This is a genomic window from Protofrankia symbiont of Coriaria ruscifolia (assembly GCF_900634745.1).
In the GTDB taxonomy this organism is placed as follows: domain Bacteria; phylum Actinomycetota; class Actinomycetes; order Frankiales; family Frankiaceae; genus Protofrankia; species Protofrankia californiensis.
The window spans coordinates 1-25,129 of sequence record NZ_CAAAFR010000032.1 but is presented as its reverse complement, the minus strand read 5'-3'; the positions used below and the strand labels follow the sequence as shown (position 1 = coordinate 25,129).

Below are 25,129 nucleotides of genomic sequence, written 5' to 3'. Positions count from 1 at the left end.
ACTGTGGGCGCTCCAGGGACGGCGGACGAACAGGGACGGTAAACGACGAAAGAGACGGTGAACATGGCGTCCGAACACCGCCGGGCAACGCCCGACACCGCCGTCCACCGCGCCGAGATCCGCAGGTTCGTCCGCGAGAACCATCCGGATCTCGGCGGAGATCCTGACGCGTTCGTATCGGGCCTGCACGCTCTGCGCACGCAGTGGTCGCCGCGACCCACCTGCGGCGAGGTGACGGCGTACCGCAAGCAGTCGGGCCTTGCGCTCGTCATCGGCTGGATCCGGCGGCAGCCGATCCAGCGGCGGCGGACAGGGCGGACAGGATCGCGCAGGCCTCCGCGGGTGCGCTAAGGCGTCGGTCAAGTAGCGCAGATCCGCTCCGAAGTCGGCCAAGGATCCATGATTGAAAACCGTCGAATCATGAAAGTGAGGGAGTAGACGGTCGTGATAGCAGCCGTTTCCACACTCAATCCCTTGATCGAAACGGGACGTGTGACTACCTGACCGGTGCGTTAGCCCCCGCAGGTGCGCCAGGCCGGTGGACCGCGCCCGATGGATCTTTACTCACGGTGTGCATACAACCCCTTCGACAACAGGAGGCTCCGATGCGATCAGGCGCACTCGGTCTCATCGCGGGACTGGTCTCAGGTCTCGCGCTCGCCGTCGGCGACTTCAGCGACTTTCTGATCGTCCTACTGCTCGGGGCAATCGGCCTCCTCGTCGGCAAGGTGGTGGACGGAGAGGTCGACCTCACCCGGTACCTCGGTGGTGACCGGCGGCGGGAGCCCCGGTGAATCCGCAGACCCCGGTGCGCACGGTGCCGGTCAGGCCGGCGGGCGTCAGCCTGACCCAACCGGCGGATCCGGCGCGGCGGGCGGTCCCGGGCGGGATCGACGAGCGCACCGGGAGCAGAGCCGATCCGGCCATCCGGGGAAGGCTGCTCATCGCCGATCGGGTCGTCGAGAAAATCGCCGCCGAGGCCGTGCGGGACGTCGAATCCGTCGGGGGTCTGCGGCACAGGTTCCCCGGGCGGGCCCGGTCGACCGGCAACGACCGCCCTCCCCGGGTGTCAGCCCGCGTCGGCCGGGGCACGGCTCGGATTTCCATGTCGTTGTCCATTCGGTACCCTGCCCGAATCATGGAGATATGCGATGGAGTGCGGACGCGGGTAACCGGGCATGTGGCCGATCTCGCCGGTCTGCGGGTCACCCGCCTCGACATCGACGTCTCCGCGTTGGATCTCGGCTCAGACCCGGGCGCCCGGGTGCGCTAGCTTACGAAAGGTCACCACTGTGCGCCTGACAAACAGGATTGTCGCGGCGCTGCTGGCAGCGGCCCTTGCCGCGGCCGGCGTGATCGCGATAGTCGAGATGGTGAACGCGGCCCTGGACAACGGGTACGCCATCGTCGACTGGCGGTCAGCCGTTGACGTCATGACACGTAACACCTGGTCCAACACAGGCCCGGCGGTTCTCGCCGTTGTCCTGATCATAGCCGGGGTGCTGTTGCTCACCCTGGGAATACTGCGTGGCCCGGCGGAATGGCTCGCGCTACGGCCGATCTCGACCGGCACCCGGGGCTTCGTCTCCCGTTCCGGTCTGAGCCGTTCGCTGGACAGCGCAGTCACGGAGGTGGACGACGTGAGCCGGGCAAAGGTGCGCCTCCAGCGACACACCATGACAATTATGGTCGAGCTGCACCCCCGAAGCAGCGCGGACACACCGGCACAGGTGCTCGACCGGGTCCGTGAGCACCTCGCGTTGTTCGATCTGGTGGCACCACCGAAAACGAAGGTGAAGACCTCCCGTCGCCCCGCCCGTGACCGTAACGTCGTGCCGGAACCCGCCCCGCATCCCACAACACCTCCCACGGCGTCGCCCACCGTGCCTCCCACGGCGTCGCCTCCCACGGCGTCGCCTCCCACGGCGTCGCCTCCCACGGTGTCGCCTCCCACGGCGTCGCCTCCCACGGCGTCGCCTCCCACGGCGTCGGGCGCGTCCTTCACCGCGCCGTCTCCCACCGCAGCCCCCGAGGCGTCGGGTGGTTCCACGTCCACGTCCACGTCGGTGACGGAGGCCAACTTCGGCGCGCCGGCGCGCCGCGGGCCGTATCCGGTGGGCCTGGACCTGACCAAGCCCGATCCAGCCAACGACCGGGAGAACGAACAATGAGCGCAACCACCACCCCGGTCAGTGACCCGCGGGCCGACAGCCCGATCCCCCATCTGGGAGCACCGACAGGGCCAGGCGAGGTGGAGAGCACCGAACCGGCAGGACCGCCGGACCCGTCCCGGCAGCACAGGCGTCCGGTCACACGCGGGATCGACCGGTTCAACCGGGTGATGTTCACCCTGCTGGGGCTGATACTGCTTGGTGCCGGAGTGGTCGCTCTACTTGCTGGTAACGGTGTGTTCGGGACGGACAGCGCCAACCGGCCGACGCTCACCCCAGGCAACCGGGCCTTCGCCGCCAGCCACGCGTGGTTCTGGCCCGTGGTGGGAGTGGCCACGGCCGCGATCGTGCTGTTGGCGCTGATCTGGCTGTCGGCGCAGTTCTCCTCGGGCCGGCTGTCCGCACTGCATGTGATGGACGACAGGTTCGGGCGCGTCCGGGTGGACGGGCGGGCCTTCACAGCGGCGGTGCGCAACGAGCTGGCCGGCACCGACGGCGTCCGGCAGGTGCATGCGCGGCTACTGGGCAGCGAAGAGCACCCACTGCTGCAGGTGGTCGTGACCGTGCAACCCGATGCGGACATCCACCGGATCCGCTCCGAGATCGAACAGATCGCCCTGCCACACGCCCGCGAGACCGCGGCACGCCCCAACCTCACCGTCGAGCTCGAGCTCGTCCCAGGCGCGCACCGCAGCGACCGCGTGCGCTGAGCACGTCCTCACACGCAGCCGCCCACCAGCCGAAGAGCGCGCGATCATCATTTGTTCGCGCGCGGAGGCCCCGGGGAAGTCACCTGGCCGAAGAACGAGCGATCGTCGTCCTTTCGCGCGCGGAGCCCCCCGGAAGTTCGGTCAACAGTCCTGCGGTCGACGGCCGCGTCCCTGACCCGGGTGGCACGACGGGCCAGACAAGGACGGTTCGGCCGGCGGCGGCTGCAACGACGTGACGCTGGGCATCACCGTGGGCGGTCTGGCGGACACGGCGCCCGGCGACGTCACGGACAGGCCCGAAGCAGATGCCGGGGGTGCCGGAGGAGTCGCTGTCGGGATGACCGGACCCACGCCCGCCGCAATGTCGGACGGAGCCACCTGTACCGTAACCGCGGCCGGTGGCGTGGCTGTGGTGAACGACGCCGGAGGCGGGGGTTCGCCGTCGACCGGCTTCCCGCCCGTTACGGGCCGATCCGTCACGGTATGTGGTCGTTGACTTCCCAGCATCACAACGATGCCGAAAAGCGCACCGAACGCGCACACCACCATGACGATCGTCAGTGCCACGCCCGTCCGAGAATGCCGTTGCGCAACAGCTGTCCGGTTCGCTGCGGCGCCCCGCAACACCCGGATGGCCGAGCCTGCGGGATCGGGCGGAACACCGCTGTCGGGCCTGTCCGCTTCCTGTCCGCCGCGCCGCGCGGACGCCGGCCCGCCGGTCGAGGAGTCAAGGGCAGCGCGATCATGCTTCTTTCGTGCTCGGAGTTCCTCCCGGATCGGTACAGCCGATCCGGGAGGTCCGGGAGGCCCAGATCCCCGGGTCGGCTGTACCGATCCGACACCGTCGTTCGGCGGGCTCGCAGCCGACCGCACGAACCGATCACGGCCTTGTTGGTCTGCCGCGTCCGCTCCGGGCGGCCGGTCGGTCCCGGGGACTCCCTCCCAGGGAAGCAGGCTCCTGGCGCGCGGCTCGGTGTCTTCGGACACATGCTCACCCCCCACCCTGATCCGTTCCGCTGCGACGGCCGGAACAACGGACCTGTACGGACATCTACCCCCACAGCGGATGTCATATGGATAACATCTTTTGCCCCTGTTCCCCGCAGCGCCCCCTCCCGCCGCCGCAGGATGCAGGAGAGGACGCTGAGGCAGGCCACGGTGACGTGCCGCCCTGCCAGACCGCTGTCGATCTTTCGTGCCGGCACTTCCGGCGCGGGCCGGTACGGGGAAGCGCTGGTCAACGCCAGTTCGTCGGTCAGTGGCCGGCTCGCGGCCACTCATACCCGGGATCGAGACGGGCGAGGGCGAGGCGGGTGAAGGCGGCCACGTCCAGGATCTCGCCCCTGGCGGACGGGTCGACGCCTGCGGCAAGCGCAAGACGCTCGGCCTGGCGCGCCGACCCCGCCCAGCCCGACAACGCCGCCCGCAGGGTCTTGCGGCGCTGCGCGAAGGCCGCGTCCACCACGGCGAAAACAGACTGGCGCAACTGCGGCGACCCTGGTTGATCACGACGGGTGAACGCCACCAGGGACGAGTCGACGTTGGGCTGCGGCCAGAACACCGCCCGCGGCACCGGGCCGGCCGGACGAGCCGAGGCATACCAGGCCATCTTTACGCTCGGCACGCCGTACACCCGACCGCCCGGCGACGCGGTCAGCCGGTCGGCCACCTCGGCCTGCACCATGACCAGCCCGCGCCCGACCGACGGAAAGCGCTCAAGCACGCCGAGCAGCAGCGGTACGGCCACGTTGTAGGGCAGGTTCGCGGCGAGGACGCTCGGCGGGTCGCCGGGGATGTCGGCGGGCTCCAGGCGCAGCCCGTCCGCCGCCAGCACGGTCAGGCGGGCTGCCAGCTGCGGCCCAACCCGCGCCGTGGCGGTCGCCGGAAGTGCCGCGGCCAGGGGCTCGTCCACCTCGACCGCGACGACCCGGCGGGCGGCCGACAGCAGCCCGAGGGTCAGCGAGCCCAGCCCGGGACCGATCTCCAGGACGGTCTCGTCCGGCTCCACGCCCGCCAGGCGCACCAGTCGACGGACGGTGTTCGGGTCGACGAGAAAGTTCTGGCCGCGGCGCTTGGTCGGCCGCACGCCGACAGCGGCGCTGATCGACCGTACGTCCGCCGGTGTGAGCAGGCCGTCGGGAAGGCGCGGATCAGGAGAGCGCGGATCGGGGGCTACCAGGGCCCGAACATCCGTTCAGAGGTGGCGGCGACCGCCGACGCGAGGGTGTCGACGTCCTCCCCCCGGGCGGCGGCCAGCGCCCGCAGCGTCAGCGGTATCAGGTACGGGCCGTTCGGTCGGCCCCGCCACGGGACGGGAGTAAGGAACGGTGCGTCCGTCTCGACCAGCAGCAGGTCACGGGGTGCCACGGCGGCGGCGTCCCGCAGGCTCTGGGCGTTGTTGAACGTCACGTTCCCGGCGAAGGACATCACGTAGCCGGCGTCGGCGCAGACCTTCGCCATGGCCTCGTCGCCGGAGAAGGCGTGGAAGACCACCCGGTCGGGCGCGCCTTCCTCGGTGAGGATGCGCAGTGTGTCCTCGTGCGCATCCCTGTCATGGATCATGAGGGTGCGGCTGGTCTGCTTGGCGATCGCGATGTGGCGGCGGAAGCTGTCCCGCTGGGCGGCGTGCCGCTCGGGTGGCGTGCGGTAGTAGTCCAGGCCGGTCTCCCCGACTGCCCGCACCTTCGGCGCGGCGGCCAGCTCGGCGATCTCGGCGAACGTCTCCTCGCTGACACCGCCGGCGGCCTCGTTCGGGTGGATCGCCACAGCGGCGTAGACGTCGGGATGCCCGGCCGCGACCTGCGCCTGCCAGCGGCTGGTCGGCAGGTCGACCCCTACGGTCACCAGCCGCCGGACGCCGACGGCCTGCGCCGCCGCGACGGCCGCGTCCACATCCCCGCCCATGATGTCGAGGTGGCAGTGGCTGTCGACCACCTCCGCCCGCGCCTCCACCGACAGCGGCGGCGGCGCGGGCGGAGGGTCGCCACGACGTTCACCGTCGCGTGCCATGTACCGCTCACCCACCCTTCCATCCCGTTGGCGACCCGGCCGTGGGCCTCCCGGACCTCCCAGATCGGCTTCTGGGTCTCCGGACCGGCTTCCGGCCTTCCCCGACGGGCTTCCGGACCTCCCCGACCGGCCCGGACTTCCCGACCGGCTTCGCCGATCCTGCAGGAACCCCGGAGCCGACAGGATCCCCGACCATGAAAAACATGATCGCTTCGCCTTCAGCCCGTCCTGGGGGCGTGTGAACCACACCCTGTGGACATGGACCGTACCCATGGTGGGAGCCGCATCCTGGACCGATCCTACGGATGACGCGCAACCGGCCCAAGACCGCAAGGATCCAGAAGACAGCAGGACATCCGATGCGTCTACGGTGTCAAGCTGCCGGACTCCGCTGCCGGGGTCGTGGAGGGCTGGGGCGAGGGTGGCCGACGAGGACGGCGGCGAGGTCGATGAGACGGTCGACGTAGTCCAGGGCGTAGGCGCGCCGGTCGGCTCCGACCAGGAGGCCGAGGAGAGCGAGGAGAGCGAGGAGGCCGGCGAACAGCACGATCATGATCGCGGGGAGGACGCAGGCGACAGGTTGCACGATGGCGCGCAGACCGGCGTCGGCGCAGCAAGCTGGACGTGCAGGGACTTGACATCGATGCCTTCGCCGGTCAGGACGTCCCGGATGTGCCGGCCGACCGCGTCCCCGCCCACCACACCAAGGGCGGTGACGTGTGCGCCGTGCCGGGCGAGGGCCACCGCCTGGTTGAGGGCCTTGCCGCCGGGCGTGGTGCGGATACCGTCCGCCTTGAGATCATCTCCCCAGTCGGGCAGCCGTGACGTGGTGACCAGGCAGTCCGCGACGTAGGAGCCGACGACCACGAACCGCGGACGCGGGCCGCCGCCGGCGTGCGGGGACGCCACCGGTGACAGGGCAAGGAATTCCCATGGCCCGGGTGTCATAACAACGTCGACCCACCGTCGGACACCGCAGACCCATCACCTGGTAGACAGGTACCAATGTCCTCGTCGCTCACCGTCGCACTGGTGACTCCGTTGACCGGTCCGGCGGCCGCATACGGTCTGGCCACTCTCCGCGCGGCCACATTGTGGGCCCGCGACGAGCAGCTTCCACTGCCATGGGACGACGTCAACGTCACCGCGTACGATGCACATCCGCATCCCGCGGCGGCGATGCGGTCCGCGGCCGCGGCGGAGCCAGATGCCATCTTCGGCCCGTACGGGCAGCGCAGCGCACTGGCCGCATGTGCCGCCACCGACCGGGTCGTGTTCAACATCGGCGCGCCTTCGACACGATTCGTCCGCCAGACGTTCCCGAACGTCGTCAACCTGCTCTCCCCGCACTCGACGTGGACGCGGGGGCTGCTCGCCGCGGTCCGTGCCGCCGACCGGCGGGCCCGCAAGGTCACGGTGCTGGTGGCGTCCGACGACCGGGCGCTGGAAGTCGTCTCTGTCGTGCGGGCCGCCGCGACCCGGCTGGGCTTCGAGGTCACCTCCAGCGTGTTCCGCCCAGGCCGCGCCATGATCGCCGCCCGGCGGCTCCCGCCCGCGGACGTCCTGATCGTCCAGGGCGATCCGGACGACGAGACCGCCGCGGCCGAAGTGCTGCTGCGCAGGCCGTGGCGGGCCGCGGCGTTCTCCACCGCCGGGCACGACGACGCGCTGACCACCCTGCGTAATCGCCGCGATGGTCTGCTAGGGCCGCGCGCCTGGTCACCGCAGCTGCCCGCGGCGGCCGGCACCGGGCCGAGCGTGTCCGAGTTCGTGGCCTACTACCGGCGGATGTATGACCAGCTACCGGCCGCAACCGCGGCGGTGGCCTACACGGCCGGGCTGGTTCTGGGCCGCTGTATCCGGGCGAACGGCCGGGCCGACGACCGTTGCGTGCTTGCCGCCGCGCGCACGCTCGACACGTCCACCCTGCTAGGCCGGTTCCGCCTCGACCGGGCCACCGGACTGCAGGTCGGCCACCACAGTCATCTCGTGCAGTGGCAGGACGGCGTTGCCCGCGTGGTCTGGCCCGCCAACCGGGCCCAGTCCCCGTTGGCCTATCCGCGCTCGCAGATCGGGGTAGCAGGGCAGCGCGCCATGACCGCTTCATGAGGATGCCGGGCGGATTCGTGCGGATGCCGAGCCGATTCGTCCGGATACCAGGTCGATCCGTGCGGATGCCGAGCGGACGGGTCAGGATCGGGATCGGTCTGGCCGCCGCGGTGTTCCTCACCGCGACCGGGCGGTTGTTCGTCTGGCCGGTCAGGGACGTCCCGGAGCCGGTCGACGCGATCGTGGTGTACGCCGGGAGCCCCGGCCGGCTGGCCAAGGCGGTCGATCTGGCCCGGGCCGGATATGCGCCGGTGCTCGCCGTGTCGACCCCGTTCGGGGCCGATCCGTGCCCGGTCGCCCTTCCCGGCGTTCAGGTGATCTGCTTCCGCCCGAACCCGATCACCACCCAGGGCGAAGCGCGGATGACCGCGGAACTGGCCGCCCGTCACGGCTGGCGATCCGTACTGATCATCGTGGGGACCTCGCAGGACACCCGGGCGCGGATCCGGGTGAAACGGTGCTACGAGGGCCGTGCCCTGTTCGTCACCGTGTCGCCACGGCTACGCAGCTGGCCATACGCGATCAGCTACGAATGGGCTGCCATGGTCAAGGCGTTGACCATCCAGCGAGGCTGCTGATCGCCCTCGAGGCTTTCAGAGGGCCGACGGCAGCACGATCATGCTTTCCTCACGCTCGGAATTCCTGCGGGTCCGGGAAGCCTGGGGGTCCAGGTCCGAACCGCTGAGGGGCGAGGACGTCGGCCCGGATGCCGTAATCCCCAGGTCCCGGGCCGCTGAGAGGCGAGCGGAGAGGACGGCTCACCCGCCATCTCCGCGAGCCTTGGCCGCGAGTACGGCGTCGTAGACCACTCGACGGGGTACCCCGTGCTCGGCCGCCGCTGCCGTGATGGCCGCCTTGCGCGGTGTCCCGCCGGCTTCGCGAGCGGCGACCTCGGCCGCGAGCACAACGGCGAGGGCCGCCGCGGCCGGCGTGCCGGGCTCCGCCGCCGCGTGCGGGGACGTCGCCGGCCTGCCCGCCACCACCAGAGTGATCTCGCCTCGGACTTCCCGCCCATGGGCCCATGCCGCCAGCGCACCGAGATCGTCTCGGACGATCTCCTCCCACGTCTTGGTCAGTTCGCGGCACACCACTGCCGCGCGGTCGGCCCCGAAGGCCGCGGTAAGATCGTCGAGTGTCGCGGGCAACCGGTGCGGAGCCTCCAGGATGACCAGCGTGCGCCGCTCCCCGGCCAGTTCGGCAAGGCGCGACCGGCGCTCACCCGTCCGGCGCGGCAGAAAGCCCTCGAACACCCAACGGTCCGTGGGCAACCCGCTGACCGCGAGCGCGGCGGTCACCGCGGACGGTCCCGGAACGACCGTCACCGCCACCCCGGCCATGGCGGCGGCGGCCACCACCCGGAAACCCGGATCCGACACGGCCGGCATTCCCGCATCCGTGATGAGCGCGACCGTGGCTCCCGCACGCAGCCGGGAGAGCAGGAAGTCCGCGCGGGAGGACTCGTTCGCGTCGAAGCAGGAGACCACCCGCCCGGAGATGGTGACGCCGAGGGCCGCGGTCAGCCGGCGCAGGCGGCGAGTGTCCTCGGCCGCGACGATGTCGGCCTGGGCGAGGACCTCGCCCAGGCGCGGGCTGGCATCGCGGACGTCACCGATCGGCGCACCGCAGAGCATCAGAGTTCCGGACACCCGCCGAGTCTGCCAGGTTCCACCACCTACATTGATGCGGTGGCGGTGACAGCGACCTATCCGACCGTGGACAGCGGTAAGCCGCGGGCTACCGCTGTCACCGAGAGCGACGGCGGCGGCCCGCCACTACGGGACCGGCTGGTACCGCCGATGCCGACCGACCGGATCGCCGGCTGGCTCGCGTCGCTGGCCATTGCGGCGGTCGCCGGCGTCCTGCGGTTCTGGCAGCTCACAGAGCCGCGCGGCATCTACTTCGACGAGGTCTACTACACCCACGACGCCTACGGTCTACTCACCCACGGCTATGAGCTGACCGATATCAAGAGCGGCTGCAACGGCGCCGGGTTCGTCGTCCATCCGCCGCTGGGCAAGTGGCTGATGGCGGCGTCGGAATGGATCTTCGGGTACACCGACTGCGCCGATGTACGTCACGGCAACCCCGAACTGGGATGGCGTTTCGCCTCCGTCGTCGCGGGGACGCTCGCGGTGCTCGTTCTCGCGCGTATCGCCAGGCGGATGTTCCGGTCGACTCTGCTCGGCTGCTTCGCCGGCCTGCTGCTCGCCTTCGACGGGCTGGAGTTCGTCCAGAGCCGGATCGGCATCCTCGACATCTTCCTGATGACCGGGCTCGTTCTGGCCCTGGCCTGCCTGGTTCTCGACCGGGATCATGGACGGGCCAGGCTCGCCTCCAGGCTCGCGGACACCGGCGACGCCCCCGAGGGGAGGACCAGGGGTGCGCGCTTCGGCGCGCGGCTTGGCGCTCGGCCGTGGCGGCTGGCGTGCGGGCTGTGTCTCGGCGCGGCCATGGGAGTGAAATGGAGCGCTGTCTACACGCTCGTGGGATTCGCCGCGCTGGCGATCGCCTGGGATGCGGGCGCGCGCCGGACAGCGGGCGTCCGGCGGCCCGTCCTGGCCGCTGTGCGCAGGGACGGACCGCAGTGGTTCGCAAGCTTCGGAGCGCTTCCGATCATTGTGTTCTTCGCGACGTGGACCGGCTGGTTCGTCACCGACGGCGGTTACAACCGTCACCGTTTCGGTAACGGCACGTGGGCCGCACTACACGGCTGGTGGGACTACCAGCAGCAGATCTTCCGCTTCCACGAGCACCTCGACGCCTCGCACCCGTATGCGTCCAAGCCCCTGAGCTGGCTGGTTCTGGCCCGGCCGGTCGCCTACTTCTACAGCACGCCCAAGGCCGGGGAAGCCGGGTGCGCTACCCAGGCCGGCTGTTCCCGGGAAATTCTCGCGATCGGCAATCCGGCGATCTGGTGGGTCGGGACGCTGGCGCTGGTCGGCGTGTTGGCGCTGTGGGTGAGCCGGCGGGACTGGCGGGCGGCCCTCGTCCTCGTCGGCTTCGCAACGTCGTTCCTGCCGTGGCTGGCGTTTCCCAGCCGGACGATGTTCCTGTTCTACGCGTTGCCGCTGCTGCCGTTCCTCGTCCTGGGGCTGACCGCGCTCGCGGGGGTCGCGATGGGTTCCCGGACCGCTTCGGACGTCCGGCGACTGGTCGGTTCGTTGACGGTCGGCATCTATGCGATCATCGTTGTCCTGCTGTTCGTCTACTTCTATCCGATCATGGCGGCGCAGGTGATCCCGGCCTCGGCATGGCGGGTCCGGATGTGGTTTCCGGGCTGGATCTGACGCGCTGCCACCAGCCGGCCCGGCTGGATCGGCCGGGCCGGCCGGATCGGACGGCCCGGCTGGCCTGCCTGACCTGGCGGGTCTGCGCGTGGACGAGCCGTAGCTGCGCTACTCCGAACGCCCCTGCCAGCGGCAGGCAGACCAGCGCCGGCAGCATGTAACGGTAGTCGAACACCGCTGTCGCGCAGGGCACCACCAGCAGGGCCAGGCCCATGCCCACCACCAGCAGACAGTCGTGGCGGACACGGACGATCCCATAGCCGGAGGCGGCCATCGACGCCAGCACACCCACCAGCACGCAGCCGGCGAGCGGCGGTCCGGGGGAGAGGAGCCAGGTCCGGGGCGGCAGAAGCGAGCTCCGGGATGGCAGAACCGAGGTCGGCCGGTGCCGGCACAGGCCCGGTCGCGGTCACGCCGTCGGCAGGGCCGCCACGCACAGCAGCGACTGCCCGAACGGGACCTTCGTCCAGCGTTCGATGAACCGGGTGGTCGGCACGACGATCCGGTCGTAGACGCCCACCAGGCGCGGGTCGGCGCTCCGCTGCCCGGCACAGCGGACCGCCGCCCACCAGGCGATGCCACCCAGCAGGTTCACCGGCCCCAGCCGCTCGACGCGCAGGCCGGCCGAGTGGACCCGCGCCCGCAGCGTGGCCGGGGTGTAGCGGCGGAAGTGGTCCACCATGCGATCGAACTCCCCGTACAGCGCCGGGTACGCCGGTACCCACAGCACTACCCGACCACCCGGTGACACCAGGCTCCCCAGCCGTCGCAACGCGGCGACGTCGTCGTCGACGTGCTCCAGGACGTTCATCATGATCAGCGTGTCGACCGGAACGACCCGCCCGCCGGCTTCAACCCCAGCCTCGAACCCGGCAGCGACCCCGGCCACATCGAGGGCAACCACGTCGACGTCGGCCCGCCCGGCAAATCGGTCACGTAGAGTCTGCAAACAGAACGTGTCGGTGTCAGAGACAGTCAGATAGTCGTATCCGCGGAGTCCAGCGGCGAACTCGCCCAGGCCCGACCCGACCTCCAGGATCCGGCGACCGCAGTACGGCGAGACCAGATCGAGCTCGAAACGCCGATAGTTGGCCGCAGCAGCGCCGCCCAGGTGATTCTCCAGCGCCCGCGGGTCGACGCCACCCGGCAGACGGATCGCGGCGGCAGCGGTGGCCCCGGCTACCGTGGTCATTTTCCACCAACCGGCACGCCAGGCTCCGAGCTGCCGACACCGCCGCGGACACCGGCAGCGCTCCCGGCGGTCAGCAGATGCAGGAAGAAGGACGCGAATCCGGTCTCGGCACCGAGCACCGTCAACGTCATAGCCAGCAGCGCCGGCCGCAGTTCCTCCAGCGGGCCGGGATCGGCGGCGATCCAGCGTCCCAGGACGACCCCGTCGACAGCGGAGCCGATGACGAACAGGACGCAACCGGCCACCAGGCTGCGCTCCAACGTGAAGTGCCGGTACGCGCGGGCGAGCAGCGGGCCAGGGCACCGGGCCCGGCCAAGCGCACGGTTGTAGGCATCAGCGAAGATCCCAAGCAGTACCACCTGCCAGCCGAGGACGGCGACCATCGCGAACAGCACGCAGACATGGACGTCGAGACGGCGGAAACCGAGATCGAAAACTCCCGGCAGCAGCACGAGCTGTCCGGCGACACCGAAGGCGAGTAACACCAGGCCCGGGATGACGAACAGGTGGCGGGGCGCGAGCGGGAGCATGAAGCGAACGTGCCGCCAGCCGTCCCGCAGCGAACGGAGTTTGGACGCGCCGACCCGGCGATGGTAGGTGATCGGCACCTCCTCGACCCGCAGGCCGGCCCGGGCAGCCGAGATGACCAGCTCCGAGGCGAGTTCCATGCCTTCGCATCGGGGCCGCATATGCTCGTACGCGGCGCGGGTGAACGCGCGCATTCCGGAGTGGGCGTCGGACGAGGTGACGCCGAAGAGCCTGTTGAGCATCCCGGTGAGCAGTGGATTACCCAGGTAGTGTCCCCGCGCCGCCGCGAATTCGGTTAGGCAGACGTTTCCGTAGCCTTGTCGCGATTCGGTCAGCACGCGTGCGCCGGCCGAGAGAGCAACCGAGATCGACGCGTCCGCGGAACCGTTGTCGACGACGATTACCTCGCCGGTAAGCCCGGCATCAGCGATGCCGGCGAACGCCTTGGCCACGCAGATCCCGACCGATGCCTCCTCGTTGAGGCACGGCATGACCACGGAGACCTCGACTGCGCCGGACTCGACAGCGCAAAGATCAACGGCAGAAGGCTCGACGGCAGAAGGCTCAACAACGCAGAGCTCGACGGCAACGGCGCCGAGCCCGGCGGGACCGGCGGGACCGGCGGGACCGTCCGCAGCAGACTCCACGATCGTGACCGTGATGCCCGTCTCCTGCGTGACGCCGGCGGCGGAACCGCCGATGGCTGATCCGCTCAGCGGCCCGGGAACCCGGGCCTGCCGGACCTCCCGGATCGGCTTCCGGACTGCAGATCCGGCCGGAGCCCCGGGCGCGCAAGAAGCATGATCACGCCGCTGTCGGCCCTGCGGTGCTGGGCAGCCCGGGGCCGCCGGCCGGGTCGTAAGGGCCACCGAGTTCTCAGTCACCAGACCTCCCGTTGTGATCAACAATAGGCACTATCGGTGACGGTACTAACACTTAAAGTGAAAGAGTGGCGGGAGTGAACCGCGGGTCGCCTACTTTGAGTAAGATATACCTTGCATTTAGAAATATCATTTACCGAACTCCGAGGATGCGCCCATAGGCTGCCAGGGGGTGCCTGCCAGCACGGCGACGCAATCAGGGATGGTGGGAGGGACCAAACCGGCTTCTCGCGGCCGACACAGGAGGGAAGGAACTACTATGGCGGATGTCTCGGTACGCTTTGCGATGACCGATGACAGTGAGATCGTGCTGAACCTGTCACTCACGCAGGCGATCCGACTGACCGAAGCCATCGCATCCAAGGTCAGTCAGGCCATGACGGAACAGCCGCCACGAGGAAGCCTCAACGGCAACTCCTACGGCGGTCCGTCCGTGCGCCCCGGCCCCTACTCGACTTCCTGACGGCCAACCACAGACGCAGGGGCCCCGCACCGTCACCAAGCAGACAACCACCAGCGCCCCGGGGACCTGGGCCGCCGGCAGCGCGAGAAAAGCATGATCGCGCCGCCTTTGGCCCTCCGGAGCACCGGTCAGGTGATCGTTGATCCACCGGAAACGGCCAACCGCAGACGCAAGGGTTTCTGTACTGTCGCAAAGCAACTCCACCTACACGAGCCCCCTTGGTGATCGCCGACAGGTGATCGCCAAGCCATAAACAAATACCAACCACAGACGTACTGTCCCCGACCAGGCCCGAGGATGTGAATGCGGTGCTGTTGTGACAGCACCGCATTCACATCCTTCCCCCTGATAAGCGGCTCTTCGCAGCTGACCGGAAAGTGTATTCAGGCAAGCCTGGAGAAGAAGGCGTCCCGCAGCTCATCCGTTCAACTCGGTCGCCACGTTTGCCCAGGTCGGCGTACTTGGGCCAGAACACGGACGCCAGATGGTAACCATTTGCGATCGAGTGGCTACGATATCCAGTCGGGTGCGCAGAGCCGCTAATCTGTCAGTTGGGCGATGAGTGCTCGCAGCAGTTCGAGATCGCGGCGGCGGATCTCCGCCGGCGAACGGCCGTCCGGGCCGGCCGGGGCGAGCGACGCACGGACTCCGCGCAGTTTCTCCCGCAGATACTGGACCTCCTGCGGTGGTAGCAGACCCTCGCGCAGGAGCAGCACAACATGCCCGCCGTGCTCGACAACGTCGGCAGGGGCCGTCATGGCCATGGTCACGACCCGGATGCCCAGCGGCTCCGCCCGGTCGTACACCATGAGCAGTCGGTCTTCCGCGATGATCTCTGCCGTGCCGTCGTCCCACAGCACGGTTGCCCGGGCCGCGTTGGACGGCAGCCATCCGGCCGCCTCGACCCGGACCCGGTCCTCACCCGGCGCGAGTTCACGGCGCGGTGCCGCGTGCACAGCCAGGACGGTCCCGCAGCGTGACCAGACCCCGCCGCCAAGATCATCAACTGGGGACACCCGGTCACCTTTGGCGAACATGACAAGACCGCCTTGACCATCCTGTGCCGTTGGCCTCTGTGCCGGCATGGCGTGATCGTAGAGTGGTATCGACGGCTACCAGCACGGACGCCCAAACCCCCAGCCCGGATTGCGCCCATCTGAACACTTTTTGTTATGAATTTATGATAGCCCCAGGTCAGGGCCAGCCCATCTCGGCCATCATCGGCAGGCACCCCACCGGCGATCCGACCTGATGATCAATTCTGTATGGCCCCGGGCTTCCGCAAGCCGGCTCCGCAACGCTGGCAGCGGCGTCCGCGTGATCTGACGTTCACACGTAATGATCGGTATCGCCCGACACTTCGAGAAGTTGACGCTCACGAGCCGGTGGCCGGACGTACGTTCGCGGGAGCCCTAAACGATGATCCTATTGGCAGCCCACCGGAGAGGCCACCCATGCGCGACACCGGCTATCCGCCCATCGAGGAGCATGCGGTCATCGGCGACCTGCGCACGGTGGCGCTCGTTGCGACCGACGGCACCATCGACTGGTACTGCCCGCAGCGCTTCGACGGACCTTCGGTGTTCGCAAGCCTGCTGGACGTCGAACGCGGCGGAGCCTTCCGCATCCACTGCCCTGGCTCCCGGGCCAAGCAGCTCTACCTGCCGGACTCCAACGTCCTGATGACCCGCTTCCTCGCCCCCCAGGCCGTCGGCGAGGTCGTCGACTTCATGGTCCCGGTCGACAGCGACGTCACCGAGTCGCCACACGTGGTCGTCCGGCAGGCCAGGGCGGTACGCGGTCGGGCAGAGTTCTCGCTGCGCTGTCACCCGCACTTCGACTACGGGCGGGCGTCGCACACGGTAACAATTGTCGAAGGTCAGGGAGCGGTGTTCGACTCTCCCGTCGGCAGCCTCACCCTGCGCACCTCCATTCCGCTTGCCAGGGACGGCACCGGTGTCACGGCGACGTTCGCACTCGACATGGGGCAGAGCGCGGACGTCGTCCTGGAGTGGAACACTCCGATCCGCCCGCTGGTGGAGGGCGAGGCCGAACGATTGTTCAACCGTACCCTGACCTACTGGCAGAACTGGCTGCGCCGCAGCCGCTACCACGGCCGCTGGCGCGAAATGGTGCACCGCTCCGCGCTCGTGCTCAAACTGCTGGTCTACCGGCCCACCGGAGCGCTGGTGGCGGCGCCCACCACCTCCCTGCCGGAGGAACTCGGCGGTATCCGCAACTGGGACTACCGGTACACGTGGATCCGTGACGCCGCGTTCACCATCTACGCACTCATGACGCTCGGGTTCACCGACGAGGCCGCCGCCTTCATGGACTGGCTGGAACAGCGCTGCCAGGAGGCCCCAGGCGACAAGGGCCTGCACGTCCTGTACAGCGTGGACGGCAACGCCGACCTCGACGAGATCGTGCTCGACCATCTGCGCGGCTACCGCGGCTCGAAACCGGTGCGGATCGGCAACGGCGCCGCCGGGCAGCTCCAGCTCGACATCTACGGCGAGCTCATGGACTCGGTGTACCTCTACAACAAGCTCGCCGCGCCGATCTCCTTCCAGCTCTGGGAGGCGCTCTCCCGTCAGCTGGACTGGCTCGCCAAGCACTGGGAGGAGCCCGACGAGGGCATCTGGGAGACTCGTGGCGGCCGGCAGCGCTTCACCTATTCGGCGTTGATGACATGGGTGGCCTTCGAGCGTGCGTGCCGCATATCCCGACAGCGCGGCCTGCCCGGCCCCACCAACGAGTGGAAGGAGTACGCCGGCCGCGCATACCGGTTCGTCCAGAACGCGGCGTGGGATCCGGCCCGCGGCGCATACATGGAACATCCCGGGTCGTCACGGCTGGACGCCTCCCTGCTGTGCATGCCGCTGGTCAAGTTCTCCGGGCCCACCGACCCCCGTTTCCTGTCGACCCTCGACCGTTTCGGCGAAGAACTGGTCAGTGACAGTCTGGTGCGCCGTTACGCGGCAGACGGAAGCGACGGCCTGCACGGGGACGAGGGCACCTTCAACCTTTGTTCGTTCTGGTACGTCGAGGCGCTCACCCGGGCCGGCCGGGTCGGCGAGGCCCGGCTGGTGTTCGAGAAGATGCTGACCTACGCCAACCACGTCGGCCTGTACGCCGAGGAGATCGGGCCGTCCGGAGAAGCGCTTGGTAACTTTCCACAGGCGTTCACGCACCTCGCTCTGATCAGCGCGGCCCTCCATCTGGACAGGACCCTCGGCTGAGCGCCTCACCCTCGGCTGAGCGCATCCCGGCGCCGACCAGACAGCATCCCGGCGGCGACCAGGTGAAAGCCCGCTTCCGACGGAAAGTCAGCTGGTAGCTGACATGTTGCTGACGTGTGCCCGATCCACCGGCAGGATGGGTGGGTACACGTGGCTCACCGGGGTAGGACACGCCGGATGCCGGCGGATGATCCGCCCCCGGCGGGCTGGACGCGCCGGCAGGGGCGGGGCAGAGGCCGAGGCAGGCCAGGGACGAGGGACGAGGGGCGCGACGATGGCGGGACTTGACGGTTTCCGGGTCGTGGTGGCAGCCGGGCGTGGAGCCGAGACCGGTGTGGTGGTTCGCCTGTCGGATGTTCTCGTCGTTGCCAGCACCGGACGTCCCGGGACGTCGGAGATGACCAAGACCCTGCTGGCGCTGTGCGCCGACGTGGCCGGGGAGGCGGGGCCGGCCTCGGGTGCGGGCCGCCGGCTGGTGCGCCGGGTCGCCGGGCTGCTCGCCGACGCCGACCCGGAGGCCGTACCCGACTTCGCGCTGCTGGCAGGTGTGGGCGACCGGCTGGCCGTGCTGATCCACGGTTCGATGGAGGTGGCCGCCCACGGCCCGACCCCGCTCACCCTTTCCGGGATCGAGTCGGCCACCTGGGTGGACCGTCTGCTTCCGGCCGAACTCGGCCGCCTGGACATAGGCCCGGCCGGCACGCTCGGACCGGCCGGTGTCGCGGGTGTCGCCGGTGTCGGGGGCGCGGCGAACAGCCCGGCCGCCGACGCCTTCCCGCTGGACCTGCGGATAGGCGCGGTACCCGGAATCGGGGCGAGCCTGGTGGCCTGCGACGTGCCCGTGTTCGTCCCGCAGAGGGGAACCGAGGAGGACTTCGCGGCCGGCTTCGGTGGGCCCCGCGACCCGATGACCGGGGCGGCGCCGATCCCGTCAGCGGACGCCGGCCCGTCCAAGGGCTCCTCCGCCGAGTCGGTGTCGACGGCTCCGCCGGCTCTGACACCGCTGCACGGCAAGGAGATCGACACTGCCGCTCACCTGCGCGCCGGCCAGCCCACGCAGGCCGCGGACTTCGCCACCCTCACCGCCTCGGGCGACGATCCGCCGACCGAGCTTGCCGGGCGTGACCCGGCCGCGCGGATCGAGGACACCGAGAGCGAGGCACTCACCGAGCTGCCCGGCCGCGGATTCGACGTCGCCGACCTGTTCGACGACCAGGATGCTCCGACCATGCTGCCAGGCGGGTCCGAAGCCCAGGTCGAGGGCATACTCTGCGCCAACAACCACTTCAACCACCCGGCCGCGCCCTACTGCACCGAGTGCGGGCTGTCCCTGGCCCAGCAGACCGGCAATCCGGTCCGGGGACCCCGACCGACCATCGGCGTGATCGTCTTCGAGGACGGGCGGACCATCAACGTGGACAGGGACATCGTGATCGGCAGACAGCCCGACCGTGACGACGCCGTCCGCGCCGGCCGCGCGCTTCCGTTACTGGTCGAGGACGGCGAGAGTGCGGTTTCCCGCGTCCACGCGGTTATCACGCTCAACGGCTGGGACGCGGTGATCGCGGATCAGGGCTCCGCGAACGGTACCTACATCGCCCCGCCCGAGGCGACGGTGTGGACCCCGCTGAACCCGCACGAGCCGGCTCCGCTGGTCCCCGGAACCCGGGTCCAGGTGGGCAAGCGGACGTTCGTGTTCAACTCCCAGATGCAGATCTGACCACGGTGGTCGACGACAGCACCGACGAGACGGCGGACGAGGCCGCGGGCGGGAGCGCGGTCAGGCGCAGGGGCCGGATCGTGCCTCGGGCGCCGTGGGTGGTTGCGCTGACTGTCGTGGCGCTCGCCCTGGTGGCGGCCGGTGCGGGCCTGCGGGGACTCGTCGATCGTCCGCCGGATGCGGACTCCGTGGACGCCGGGTTCGCCTATGACATGTCCGCCCATCACTCCCAGGCCGTCCAGATGGCGATGGTGGAGTTCCGCGGCGGCGCGGACATGACTCAACGTAGCGTCGCTCAGGACATCGCGCTCACCCAGCAGCGGGAGATCGGCATCATGTCGGCCTGGCTCACCAGCTGGCACCTGCCGCAGGTCTCGACCGAACCGCCGATGCGCTGGATGCACGACAGCGGTCATGACACCCACAGCGCCGAGACCGGCCACGACGTCGCGCACAGCGGTTCGACCGGCAGCGCGGCCGCCGGAATCCCGCCGGATTCATCACGAATGCCTGGTATGGCCACTGATCCCGAACTGACCCAGCTGTCCAGAGCGCAGGGTCGGGATCTGGACGTCCTCTTCCTCACTCTTATGATCCGCCACCATCGCGGTGGGATCACGATGGCCCAGCAGGCCGCGGCCCGCGCGCAGGAATCGGACGTACGAGCCCTGGCCCGAGCGATGGTCATCAACCAGGCGGTCGAGATCGACCAGATGCAGACCGACCTGCGCGCGCTCGGCGCTCCCCCGGCCTGACTCACCGCCGCGACCCGGACGTCCCGGTAGCGACAGTCCGTAGCCATCTTTGGCGCCGCGCTGACAGACTGCTGGACCGAATCAGGTTGATGATTTCCTGATGTTGCCCGTGCAACATCCAATTCATGCAGCCGGCCACGGACACGATCGTCCGCCAGACCGTAATGCCACTAACCGGTCACAATTCACCATGTAATTACGAGGAGTAATCCATGACAGCCGACACCTCCCGGCAGACGAACCCGCCGGGTCCTCCGGATCCACCGAGTCCGCCGAGTCCGCCGAGTCCGCCGAAGAAGAAACGGCCAAGCTGGCTGAAGGGCGTGGTGATCGGCGGGGTGGTCGTGGCTGCCCTCGTGGTCGGCGGGCCGTTCGTCTACATCAACTTCATCGAGGGGGATCCGCCGGCCGAACTGTCGCTGGACAGCCAGCCGGCGCCGGGCACCGCCGCGACCGCCGGGGGCGCCGCCGGTGGGACCGCATATGCCACGCTCGACGGGACGTGGAAGGTCGCCTCCGGCTCGCAGGCCGGCTACCGTGTCAAGGAGGTCCTGTTCGGGCAGGACACCACCGCGGTCGGTCGGACCTCGGGCGTCACCGGGCAGTTGGTCGTCAGCGGTACCACCGTGCCGTCCGCCGACTTCACCGTGGACATGACCACGGTCACCAGCGACCAGTCACAGCGCGACAGCCAGTTCCGCGGTCAGATCATGGAAACGTCCCGGTTTCCCACGGCCACCTTCAAACTGACCAGGCCGATCGACCTCGGATCGGTGCCCGCGGAGGGCGAGAAGAGGACCTACCAGGCAACGGGTGACCTGACCCTGCACGGCGTCACCAGGACCGTCACCATCTCGCTGGACGCCCAGCGCGCCGGCGGGCAGATCCGGGCCAGCGGGCAGATCCCGGTCACGTTCAGGGACTACGACGTCAGCCCGCCGAACATCGGCGGGATCAAGGTCGAGCAGAACGGGGTCATAGAGGTCCTGCTCAACTTCGACAAGTCCTGACCCGACCGGAGGTGACACCTCGGGCGTACCGTCTGTGTCTGTGACCGTGGCCGACCCGGACGTCCGAGGTCTCACCGAGGTGGTGACCCGCCTGCGCCGTGTCCTACGCACGAGCATCCGCTCGGACTATCCATGGGAGTCTGTGCCGATGGCCCAGATCGAGCTTCTCCAATGCCTGGACGAGCGGGACGGCACGCGGGTCGGTGAACTCGCCGGTCTGCTGCGCCTGGCTCCCAACAGTGTCTCCACCCTCGTCCAGCAGCTCGCCAACACCGGCCTGGTCCGCCGTGACCGGGATCCGCTCGACCGTCGCGCCGCCCAGGTGTCACTCACCGACGCCGGCTCCCAGCGGCTTGCCGGCTGGCAGCATGCGCACGAGCGCCGGCTCGGGGAGGCGCTCGGCCGCCTGTCGGACCCGGACCGGGAGGCGATCATGGCCGCCCTGCCCGCGTTGACCCACCTGGTGGACGCCCTGGCCGACCACAGCACCACTCGACAGCATCCGCGGCCCGATCACGACAATCATCCGTGACCGCGAGGAGCAAAAGCGGAGCGATCATGTTTTCACAGCCGGGGTTCCTGCCGGATCCGGCAGGTCGGGGAGGCCCGCCTCCCGCAGCCGCGAGGCGTCAGGATGCCGCGGCCGAACCGCCACCGCCGGCCCGGGAAAACGGTCGCAGCCGCGCGACCAGGCCGCGAACCTCGGCCGCGGCCGCGGCAATGGTCTCCTCTGGCACGCTCGGGGATACACCCTCCAGCAGCACCTCAAGCGCGGAGAGCCGTTCGGCGATCTCGGTCATCAGGTCGAAGTCACGGACCCTTGCCCGGGCGAGCTCGGCGACCCTCTCGTTCTTCTCGAACAGCTCGACGAACACCGTGACCTTCGCGCGCAGGAGCCACGGGTCGAACGGTTTGGCGATGTAGTCGACCGCGCCGACGGCATAACCGCGGAACGCGTGATGGGGCTCCCGGTCGATCGCGGTGAGAAAGATGATCGGGGTATCCCGCGTCCGGCCGCGTTGCTTGATGCGGTGTGCGGTTTCGAAACCATCCATGCCCGGCATCTGGACGTCGAGCAGGATCACGGCGAAATCGTCCACCAGGAGGCGTTTGAGGGCGTCCTCCCCCGACGACGCGGTGATCAGGTCCTGGTCGAGGGAGGCCAGGATCGCCTCAAGGGCCATCAGGTTGTCGGGCCTGTCGTCCACCAGAAGGATCTTGCTGCGCGGACGCTCCGTACCGTGCGCGTCTTCGGCGTCCGCAGCGCCCACGAGGCTGCCCTTGCGCTCGGTCACCTGCCCGCCTCCTCGCTCACGGCGTGTCGCCACCATTGGGACATGCATCAAAGTTCAACCGTACAAGCAACCTCAACTGTGCGAGCATCTACGGCCACGCGCCTTCCGCAATACTCACGTTCCGTTCTCCGGAAGTATCACCGACAAAGCGCTCGGCCAGACAGTGCCCTGCCGTTGCGGTGCCCGCGGTACCCGCGGACCACACCTGCGCCCCCTGGGCCCTATCCTCGGGCTCCCACATCAGCGAGCATCAGCGACTTCGGTGCTCTACAGCTGTGACCGCATGGCACCGAGCAGATGATTGAGATCGACAGGCTTGGTGATGTAGTCGGTTGCACCTGCCTCGAAACTCTTCTCCCGGTCGCCCGGCATCGCGTTCGCGGTCAGCACCACGATCGGCAGGGTGGCGAAAGCGGGCATCTGCCGGATCGTCGACGTCGTCTCGTTCCCGTCCAAGCCCGGCAACATCACGTCCATCAGCACAAGATCGATCATCGAGCCCTCCTGCTGCAGCAGCCGGATCGCGTCGTGACCGTTGTCCGCGTACAGCACCCGCATGCCGTGCATCTCCAACGCGCTGGTGAGCGCGAACACGTTGCGGACGTCGTCGTCGACGACAAGCACGGTCGAGCCGACCAGCGGGTCGGATTCGTCCGGCCCGCTCACGAGCTCCCGGCGGGTGAGCTCCTCAGGCGGTTCGGTGAGGAACGACATGCCCGTCGTCACCAGCCCAGGGCTGGCGCCCGGGCGGAACGAACGGCGTGCCGCCGGCACCGACACCGTGCCCAGCCCCTCCTTGCCCGGCCAGGTCGTGACGGTCGGCTCACGGTTGACTTCCTGGTCCAACGTGTCGACGAACCCGGACGCACGGATGCCCCGACCGGTTCCGGCCGGTTCCCCCGCCGGCTGGGATCCCTCCGACAGCTGCCTGACCGGCGCCCCGGCCGGTCGCCGCAGCAGCGCCACGCGGGGTGCCCCGGACAGCATGATGATCTCATCGTTGTCCCCGGGAGTGGCGGAGGGCAGGACCTCCGAGGGCATCACCGACGGCACGTACAGGGTGAAGGTGCTGCCCTGACCCACAGCGCTGGCAACCCCGATGGACCCGCCGAGCAGCCGCACGAGCTCCTTGCTGATCGACAGACCGAGTCCGGTGCCGCCGTAGCGGCGTGACGTCGTCCCGTCCGCCTGCTGGAATGCCTCGAAAATCATGCGGAGCTTGTCGGCCGCCACACCGATACCGGTATCGGACACGCTGAACGCCAGCACCACGGGCGCGGCGGACAGGCTCGGCGTTGTGAACGTGACCTCGTCGGAGGCGACGGTCACGTCCAGGCGCACCTCACCGGAATCAGTGAACTTCACCGCGTTGGACAGCAGGTTCTTCAGTACCTGCTGGATGCGCTGCTCGTCGGTGACGAATTCCGCCGGGACGTCGCTCGCGACAGTCACCTCAAATGCCAGCCCCCTTTCCTCGGCCAGCGGGCCGAATATCTGCGCGACCGCGTCGCAGAGGGTTGTGGTGCGGAGCGTGGTGGCTTCGACGTCTATCTTGCCAGCCTCGACCTTCGACAGATCGAGAATGTCGTTGATGAGCTCGAGCAGTTCGGAACCGGCCGAGTGGATCGTCTCGGCGAAATCGATCTGCTTAGTGGTGAGGTTCGCCTCCGGGTTGTCGGCGAGCAGCTTCGCGAGCAGCAGCAGGCTGTTGAGCGGTGTACGCAGCTCGTGGCTCATGTTCGCCAGGAACTCCGTCTTGTACTGGGACGACAGGGCGAGCTGTTCGGCCTTCTCCTCCAGACCTATGCGGGCCATTTCGATTTCCCGGTTCTTCTCCTCCAGCAGCGCGGCCTTCTCCTCCAGCTCGTTGTTGGTGCGCTGGAGCTCCACCGACTGCGAACGCAGTTCCTGGGTGAGGCGCTGCGACTGGGCGAGCAGTTCCTCCGTCCGCGCGTTCGCCATGATCGTGTTCAGGACGACGCCGATCGTGCCGACAAGCTGGTCGACCAGGTGCAGGTGCAGGTCGGAGAACCGGGTGAAGGACGCGAGCTCTATGACCCCGAGCACCTGTTCCTCGAAGAGGACCGGCACGACGACGAGATCACCCGGTGGGGCCTCCCCGAGACCGCTGCGGATGTAGAGGTAGCCGGTGGGTACCTGTTCCACCCGGATACGCTTCTTCTCCAGCGCGGCCTGGCCGATAAGGCCCTCGCCGAAGAGAAAGGTGCCGTCGGAACGCTTGCGGGGCGCCGAACCATAACCGGCGACATGCCGCAGCTTGTCACCCTCTATGAAGTCGAGCAGGTAGACCGTGCCGAGCTGGGCACCGACCGCCGGCGTCATCTCACTTATGATCATCTGGCAGACCGCGTACAAGTCACGCTGGCCCTGCATCTTGCTGCCGATGCGGGCGATGTTCGACTTCAACCAGTCCTGTTGGGCGTTCTTCTCGGTCGTCTCCCGCAGGTTGGCGATCATCTGGTTGATGTTGTCCTTGAGCTCGGCGACCTCGCCCTCGGCCTCCACCGTGATCGAACGTGTAAGGTCACCACGGGTGACCGCGGTCGACACTTCGGCAATCGCCCGGAGCTGGGTGGTCAGCGTGGACGCGAGCTGGTTGACGTTGTCGGTGAGGGCCTTCCAGGTGCCGTCCACCCCGTCGACCGTTGCCTGGCCGCCGAGCTTGCCTTCGGTGCCGACCTCCTTGGCGACCCGCGTCACCTCCGCCGCGAACGACGACAGCTGCTCCACCATCGT

Annotated in this window: 25 protein-coding genes; 14 read left to right on the top strand and 11 right to left on the bottom strand. The window is 68.9% G+C overall.

The features are described from left to right. Nucleotides 1–63: 63 nt before the first annotated feature. The 5 genes from CV1CTNOD_RS25370 to amaP all read left to right on the top strand — a co-directional run bounded on the left by CV1CTNOD_RS25370 (nt 64) and on the right by amaP (nt 2,881). The gene (locus CV1CTNOD_RS25370; RefSeq protein ID WP_207386161.1) at nt 64–351 is read left to right on the top strand and encodes a hypothetical protein; all 288 of its coding nucleotides are present in this window, start codon (nt 64–66) and stop codon (nt 349–351) included. A gap of 254 nt (nt 352–605) precedes the next feature. After that, a complete protein-coding gene (locus tag CV1CTNOD_RS03630) occupies nt 606–794 on the top strand; it encodes a hypothetical protein (RefSeq protein WP_131765283.1) in 189 nt (62 codons plus the stop codon). Beyond that, entirely contained in the window at nt 791–1,273 is a 483-nt protein-coding gene (locus tag CV1CTNOD_RS03625) for an Asp23/Gls24 family envelope stress response protein (protein WP_242606338.1), read from the top strand. The genes CV1CTNOD_RS03630 and CV1CTNOD_RS03625 overlap by 4 nt, the downstream gene beginning before the upstream one ends. Nucleotides 1,274–1,292: 19 nt before the next feature. Next, entirely contained in the window at nt 1,293–2,171 is an 879-nt protein-coding gene (locus CV1CTNOD_RS24375) for a DUF6286 domain-containing protein (protein ID WP_165485297.1), read from the top strand. Then, nucleotides 2,168–2,881, top strand: a complete 714-nt coding sequence (amaP, locus tag CV1CTNOD_RS03615; protein ID WP_131784742.1) for an alkaline shock response membrane anchor protein AmaP — start codon at nt 2,168–2,170, stop codon at nt 2,879–2,881. The genes CV1CTNOD_RS24375 and amaP overlap by 4 nt, the downstream gene beginning before the upstream one ends. Nucleotides 2,882–4,136: 1,255 nt before the next feature. Here amaP and rsmA read toward each other — a convergent pair. From rsmA to CV1CTNOD_RS03595, 4 genes are all read right to left on the bottom strand, one after another. Next, a complete protein-coding gene (gene rsmA, locus CV1CTNOD_RS03610; RefSeq protein ID WP_242606337.1) occupies nt 4,137–4,967 on the bottom strand; it encodes a 16S rRNA (adenine(1518)-N(6)/adenine(1519)-N(6))-dimethyltransferase RsmA in 831 nt (276 codons plus the stop codon). A gap of 86 nt (nt 4,968–5,053) precedes the next feature. After that, nucleotides 5,054–5,890 carry a TatD family hydrolase gene (locus CV1CTNOD_RS03605; RefSeq protein ID WP_131784740.1) on the bottom strand — a complete coding sequence of 279 codons (837 nt, stop codon included), beginning with the start codon at nt 5,888–5,890 and terminating at the stop codon, nt 5,054–5,056. A 373-nt stretch (nt 5,891–6,263) separates the two neighbouring features. Continuing rightward, nucleotides 6,264–6,443: a hypothetical protein gene (locus CV1CTNOD_RS03600; RefSeq protein WP_242606336.1), complete on the bottom strand. Its 180-nt coding sequence runs from the start codon at nt 6,441–6,443 to the stop codon at nt 6,264–6,266. Next, nucleotides 6,440–6,838: a carbohydrate kinase family protein gene (locus CV1CTNOD_RS03595; RefSeq protein ID WP_131784738.1), complete on the bottom strand. Its 399-nt coding sequence runs from the start codon at nt 6,836–6,838 to the stop codon at nt 6,440–6,442. Before CV1CTNOD_RS03595 ends, CV1CTNOD_RS03600 begins: the two co-directional genes overlap by 4 nt. 57 nt (nt 6,839–6,895) lie before the next feature. On the opposite strand from CV1CTNOD_RS03595, the gene CV1CTNOD_RS03590 reads away from it, so the two are divergent. Next, nucleotides 6,896–7,999 (top strand): ABC transporter substrate-binding protein, encoded by a 1,104-nt coding sequence (locus CV1CTNOD_RS03590; protein WP_131784737.1) that lies wholly within the window; start codon nt 6,896–6,898, stop codon nt 7,997–7,999. A 65-nt stretch (nt 8,000–8,064) separates the two neighbouring features. Beyond that, the gene (locus CV1CTNOD_RS03585) at nt 8,065–8,577 is read left to right on the top strand and encodes a YdcF family protein (RefSeq protein WP_242606351.1); all 513 of its coding nucleotides are present in this window, start codon (nt 8,065–8,067) and stop codon (nt 8,575–8,577) included. A gap of 180 nt (nt 8,578–8,757) precedes the next feature. On the opposite strand, the gene rsmI is transcribed toward CV1CTNOD_RS03585, so the two are convergent. After that, on the bottom strand, nt 8,758–9,645 hold the full coding sequence (gene rsmI, locus CV1CTNOD_RS03580) for a 16S rRNA (cytidine(1402)-2'-O)-methyltransferase (RefSeq protein WP_131784736.1): 888 nt from the start codon (nt 9,643–9,645) through the stop codon (nt 8,758–8,760). A 39-nt stretch (nt 9,646–9,684) separates the two neighbouring features. Here rsmI and CV1CTNOD_RS03575 point away from each other — a divergent pair, with 39 nt between their 5' ends. Beyond that, nucleotides 9,685–11,286 carry a dolichyl-phosphate-mannose--protein mannosyltransferase gene (locus CV1CTNOD_RS03575; protein ID WP_431607063.1) on the top strand — a complete coding sequence of 534 codons (1,602 nt, stop codon included), beginning with the start codon at nt 9,685–9,687 and terminating at the stop codon, nt 11,284–11,286. Here the strand turns inward: CV1CTNOD_RS03575 and CV1CTNOD_RS03570 are convergent. The 3 genes from CV1CTNOD_RS03570 to CV1CTNOD_RS03560 form a co-directional block, all read right to left on the bottom strand. Further along, nucleotides 11,219–11,578 (bottom strand): hypothetical protein, encoded by a 360-nt coding sequence (locus CV1CTNOD_RS03570; protein WP_131784735.1) that lies wholly within the window; start codon nt 11,576–11,578, stop codon nt 11,219–11,221. The genes CV1CTNOD_RS03575 and CV1CTNOD_RS03570 overlap by 68 nt on opposite strands. Before the next feature lie 117 nt (nt 11,579–11,695). Then, complete coding sequence (locus CV1CTNOD_RS03565; protein WP_131784734.1) at nt 11,696–12,478, bottom strand: class I SAM-dependent methyltransferase; 783 nt, start codon at nt 12,476–12,478, stop codon at nt 11,696–11,698. Further along, nucleotides 12,475–13,890 (bottom strand): glycosyltransferase family 2 protein, encoded by a 1,416-nt coding sequence (locus CV1CTNOD_RS03560; protein ID WP_242606335.1) that lies wholly within the window; start codon nt 13,888–13,890, stop codon nt 12,475–12,477. Before CV1CTNOD_RS03560 ends, CV1CTNOD_RS03565 begins: the two co-directional genes overlap by 4 nt. A gap of 256 nt (nt 13,891–14,146) precedes the next feature. Between CV1CTNOD_RS03560 and CV1CTNOD_RS03555 the strand changes: the two genes are divergently transcribed. Continuing rightward, nucleotides 14,147–14,350, top strand: a complete 204-nt coding sequence (locus tag CV1CTNOD_RS03555; protein ID WP_131784733.1) for a hypothetical protein — start codon at nt 14,147–14,149, stop codon at nt 14,348–14,350. A gap of 539 nt (nt 14,351–14,889) precedes the next feature. On the opposite strand, the gene CV1CTNOD_RS03550 is transcribed toward CV1CTNOD_RS03555, so the two are convergent. Further along, nucleotides 14,890–15,366, bottom strand: a complete 477-nt coding sequence (locus CV1CTNOD_RS03550) for a hypothetical protein (RefSeq protein ID WP_242606334.1) — start codon at nt 15,364–15,366, stop codon at nt 14,890–14,892. A gap of 438 nt (nt 15,367–15,804) precedes the next feature. Between CV1CTNOD_RS03550 and CV1CTNOD_RS03545 the strand changes: the two genes are divergently transcribed. The 5 genes from CV1CTNOD_RS03545 to CV1CTNOD_RS03525 all read left to right on the top strand — a co-directional run bounded on the left by CV1CTNOD_RS03545 (nt 15,805) and on the right by CV1CTNOD_RS03525 (nt 21,609). After that, nucleotides 15,805–17,592, top strand: coding sequence for a glycoside hydrolase family 15 protein (locus CV1CTNOD_RS03545; RefSeq protein WP_131784731.1), 1,788 nt, complete (start codon nt 15,805–15,807; stop codon nt 17,590–17,592). A gap of 274 nt (nt 17,593–17,866) precedes the next feature. Then, nucleotides 17,867–19,312, top strand: coding sequence for an FHA domain-containing protein (locus CV1CTNOD_RS03540; protein ID WP_131784730.1), 1,446 nt, complete (start codon nt 17,867–17,869; stop codon nt 19,310–19,312). 5 nt (nt 19,313–19,317) lie between these two features. After that, the gene (locus CV1CTNOD_RS03535) at nt 19,318–20,067 is read left to right on the top strand and encodes a DUF305 domain-containing protein (RefSeq protein WP_347402884.1); all 750 of its coding nucleotides are present in this window, start codon (nt 19,318–19,320) and stop codon (nt 20,065–20,067) included. A 212-nt stretch (nt 20,068–20,279) separates the two neighbouring features. After that, a complete protein-coding gene (locus CV1CTNOD_RS03530; RefSeq protein WP_131784729.1) occupies nt 20,280–21,077 on the top strand; it encodes a YceI family protein in 798 nt (265 codons plus the stop codon). Between the two features lie 40 nt (nt 21,078–21,117). Then, nucleotides 21,118–21,609, top strand: a complete 492-nt coding sequence (locus CV1CTNOD_RS03525; protein WP_242606333.1) for a MarR family winged helix-turn-helix transcriptional regulator — start codon at nt 21,118–21,120, stop codon at nt 21,607–21,609. Nucleotides 21,610–21,706: 97 nt separating this feature from the next. On the opposite strand, the gene CV1CTNOD_RS03520 is transcribed toward CV1CTNOD_RS03525, so the two are convergent. Both CV1CTNOD_RS03520 and CV1CTNOD_RS03515 read right to left on the bottom strand, forming a co-directional pair. Next, nucleotides 21,707–22,372: a response regulator gene (locus CV1CTNOD_RS03520; protein ID WP_207386160.1), complete on the bottom strand. Its 666-nt coding sequence runs from the start codon at nt 22,370–22,372 to the stop codon at nt 21,707–21,709. A 267-nt stretch (nt 22,373–22,639) separates the two neighbouring features. Further along, a partial coding sequence (locus tag CV1CTNOD_RS03515; protein WP_131784728.1) for an ATP-binding protein occupies nt 22,640–25,129 on the bottom strand: 2,490 nt, incomplete at its 5' end.

Coding starts and splice junctions, on each gene's coding strand:
- CV1CTNOD_RS25370 (WP_207386161.1), top strand. CDS start 64: ATGGCGTCCGAACACCGCCGGGCAACGCCCGACACCGCCGTCCACCGC.
- CV1CTNOD_RS03630 (WP_131765283.1), top strand. CDS start 606: ATGCGATCAGGCGCACTCGGTCTCATCGCGGGACTGGTCTCAGGTCTC.
- amaP (WP_131784742.1), top strand. CDS start 2,168: ATGAGCGCAACCACCACCCCGGTCAGTGACCCGCGGGCCGACAGCCCG.
- CV1CTNOD_RS03605 (WP_131784740.1), bottom strand. CDS start 5,890: ATGGCACGCGACGGTGAACGTCGTGGCGACCCTCCGCCCGCGCCGCCG.
- CV1CTNOD_RS03600 (WP_242606336.1), bottom strand. CDS start 6,443: ATGATCGTGCTGTTCGCCGGCCTCCTCGCTCTCCTCGCTCTCCTCGGC.
- CV1CTNOD_RS03595 (WP_131784738.1), bottom strand. CDS start 6,838: ATGACACCCGGGCCATGGGAATTCCTTGCCCTGTCACCGGTGGCGTCC.
- CV1CTNOD_RS03590 (WP_131784737.1), top strand. CDS start 6,896: ATGTCCTCGTCGCTCACCGTCGCACTGGTGACTCCGTTGACCGGTCCG.
- CV1CTNOD_RS03585 (WP_242606351.1), top strand. CDS start 8,065: ATGCCGAGCGGACGGGTCAGGATCGGGATCGGTCTGGCCGCCGCGGTG.
- CV1CTNOD_RS03565 (WP_131784734.1), bottom strand. CDS start 12,478: ATGACCACGGTAGCCGGGGCCACCGCTGCCGCCGCGATCCGTCTGCCG.
- CV1CTNOD_RS03555 (WP_131784733.1), top strand. CDS start 14,147: ATGGCGGATGTCTCGGTACGCTTTGCGATGACCGATGACAGTGAGATC.
- CV1CTNOD_RS03545 (WP_131784731.1), top strand. CDS start 15,805: ATGCGCGACACCGGCTATCCGCCCATCGAGGAGCATGCGGTCATCGGC.
- CV1CTNOD_RS03540 (WP_131784730.1), top strand. CDS start 17,867: ATGGCGGGACTTGACGGTTTCCGGGTCGTGGTGGCAGCCGGGCGTGGA.
- CV1CTNOD_RS03530 (WP_131784729.1), top strand. CDS start 20,280: ATGACAGCCGACACCTCCCGGCAGACGAACCCGCCGGGTCCTCCGGAT.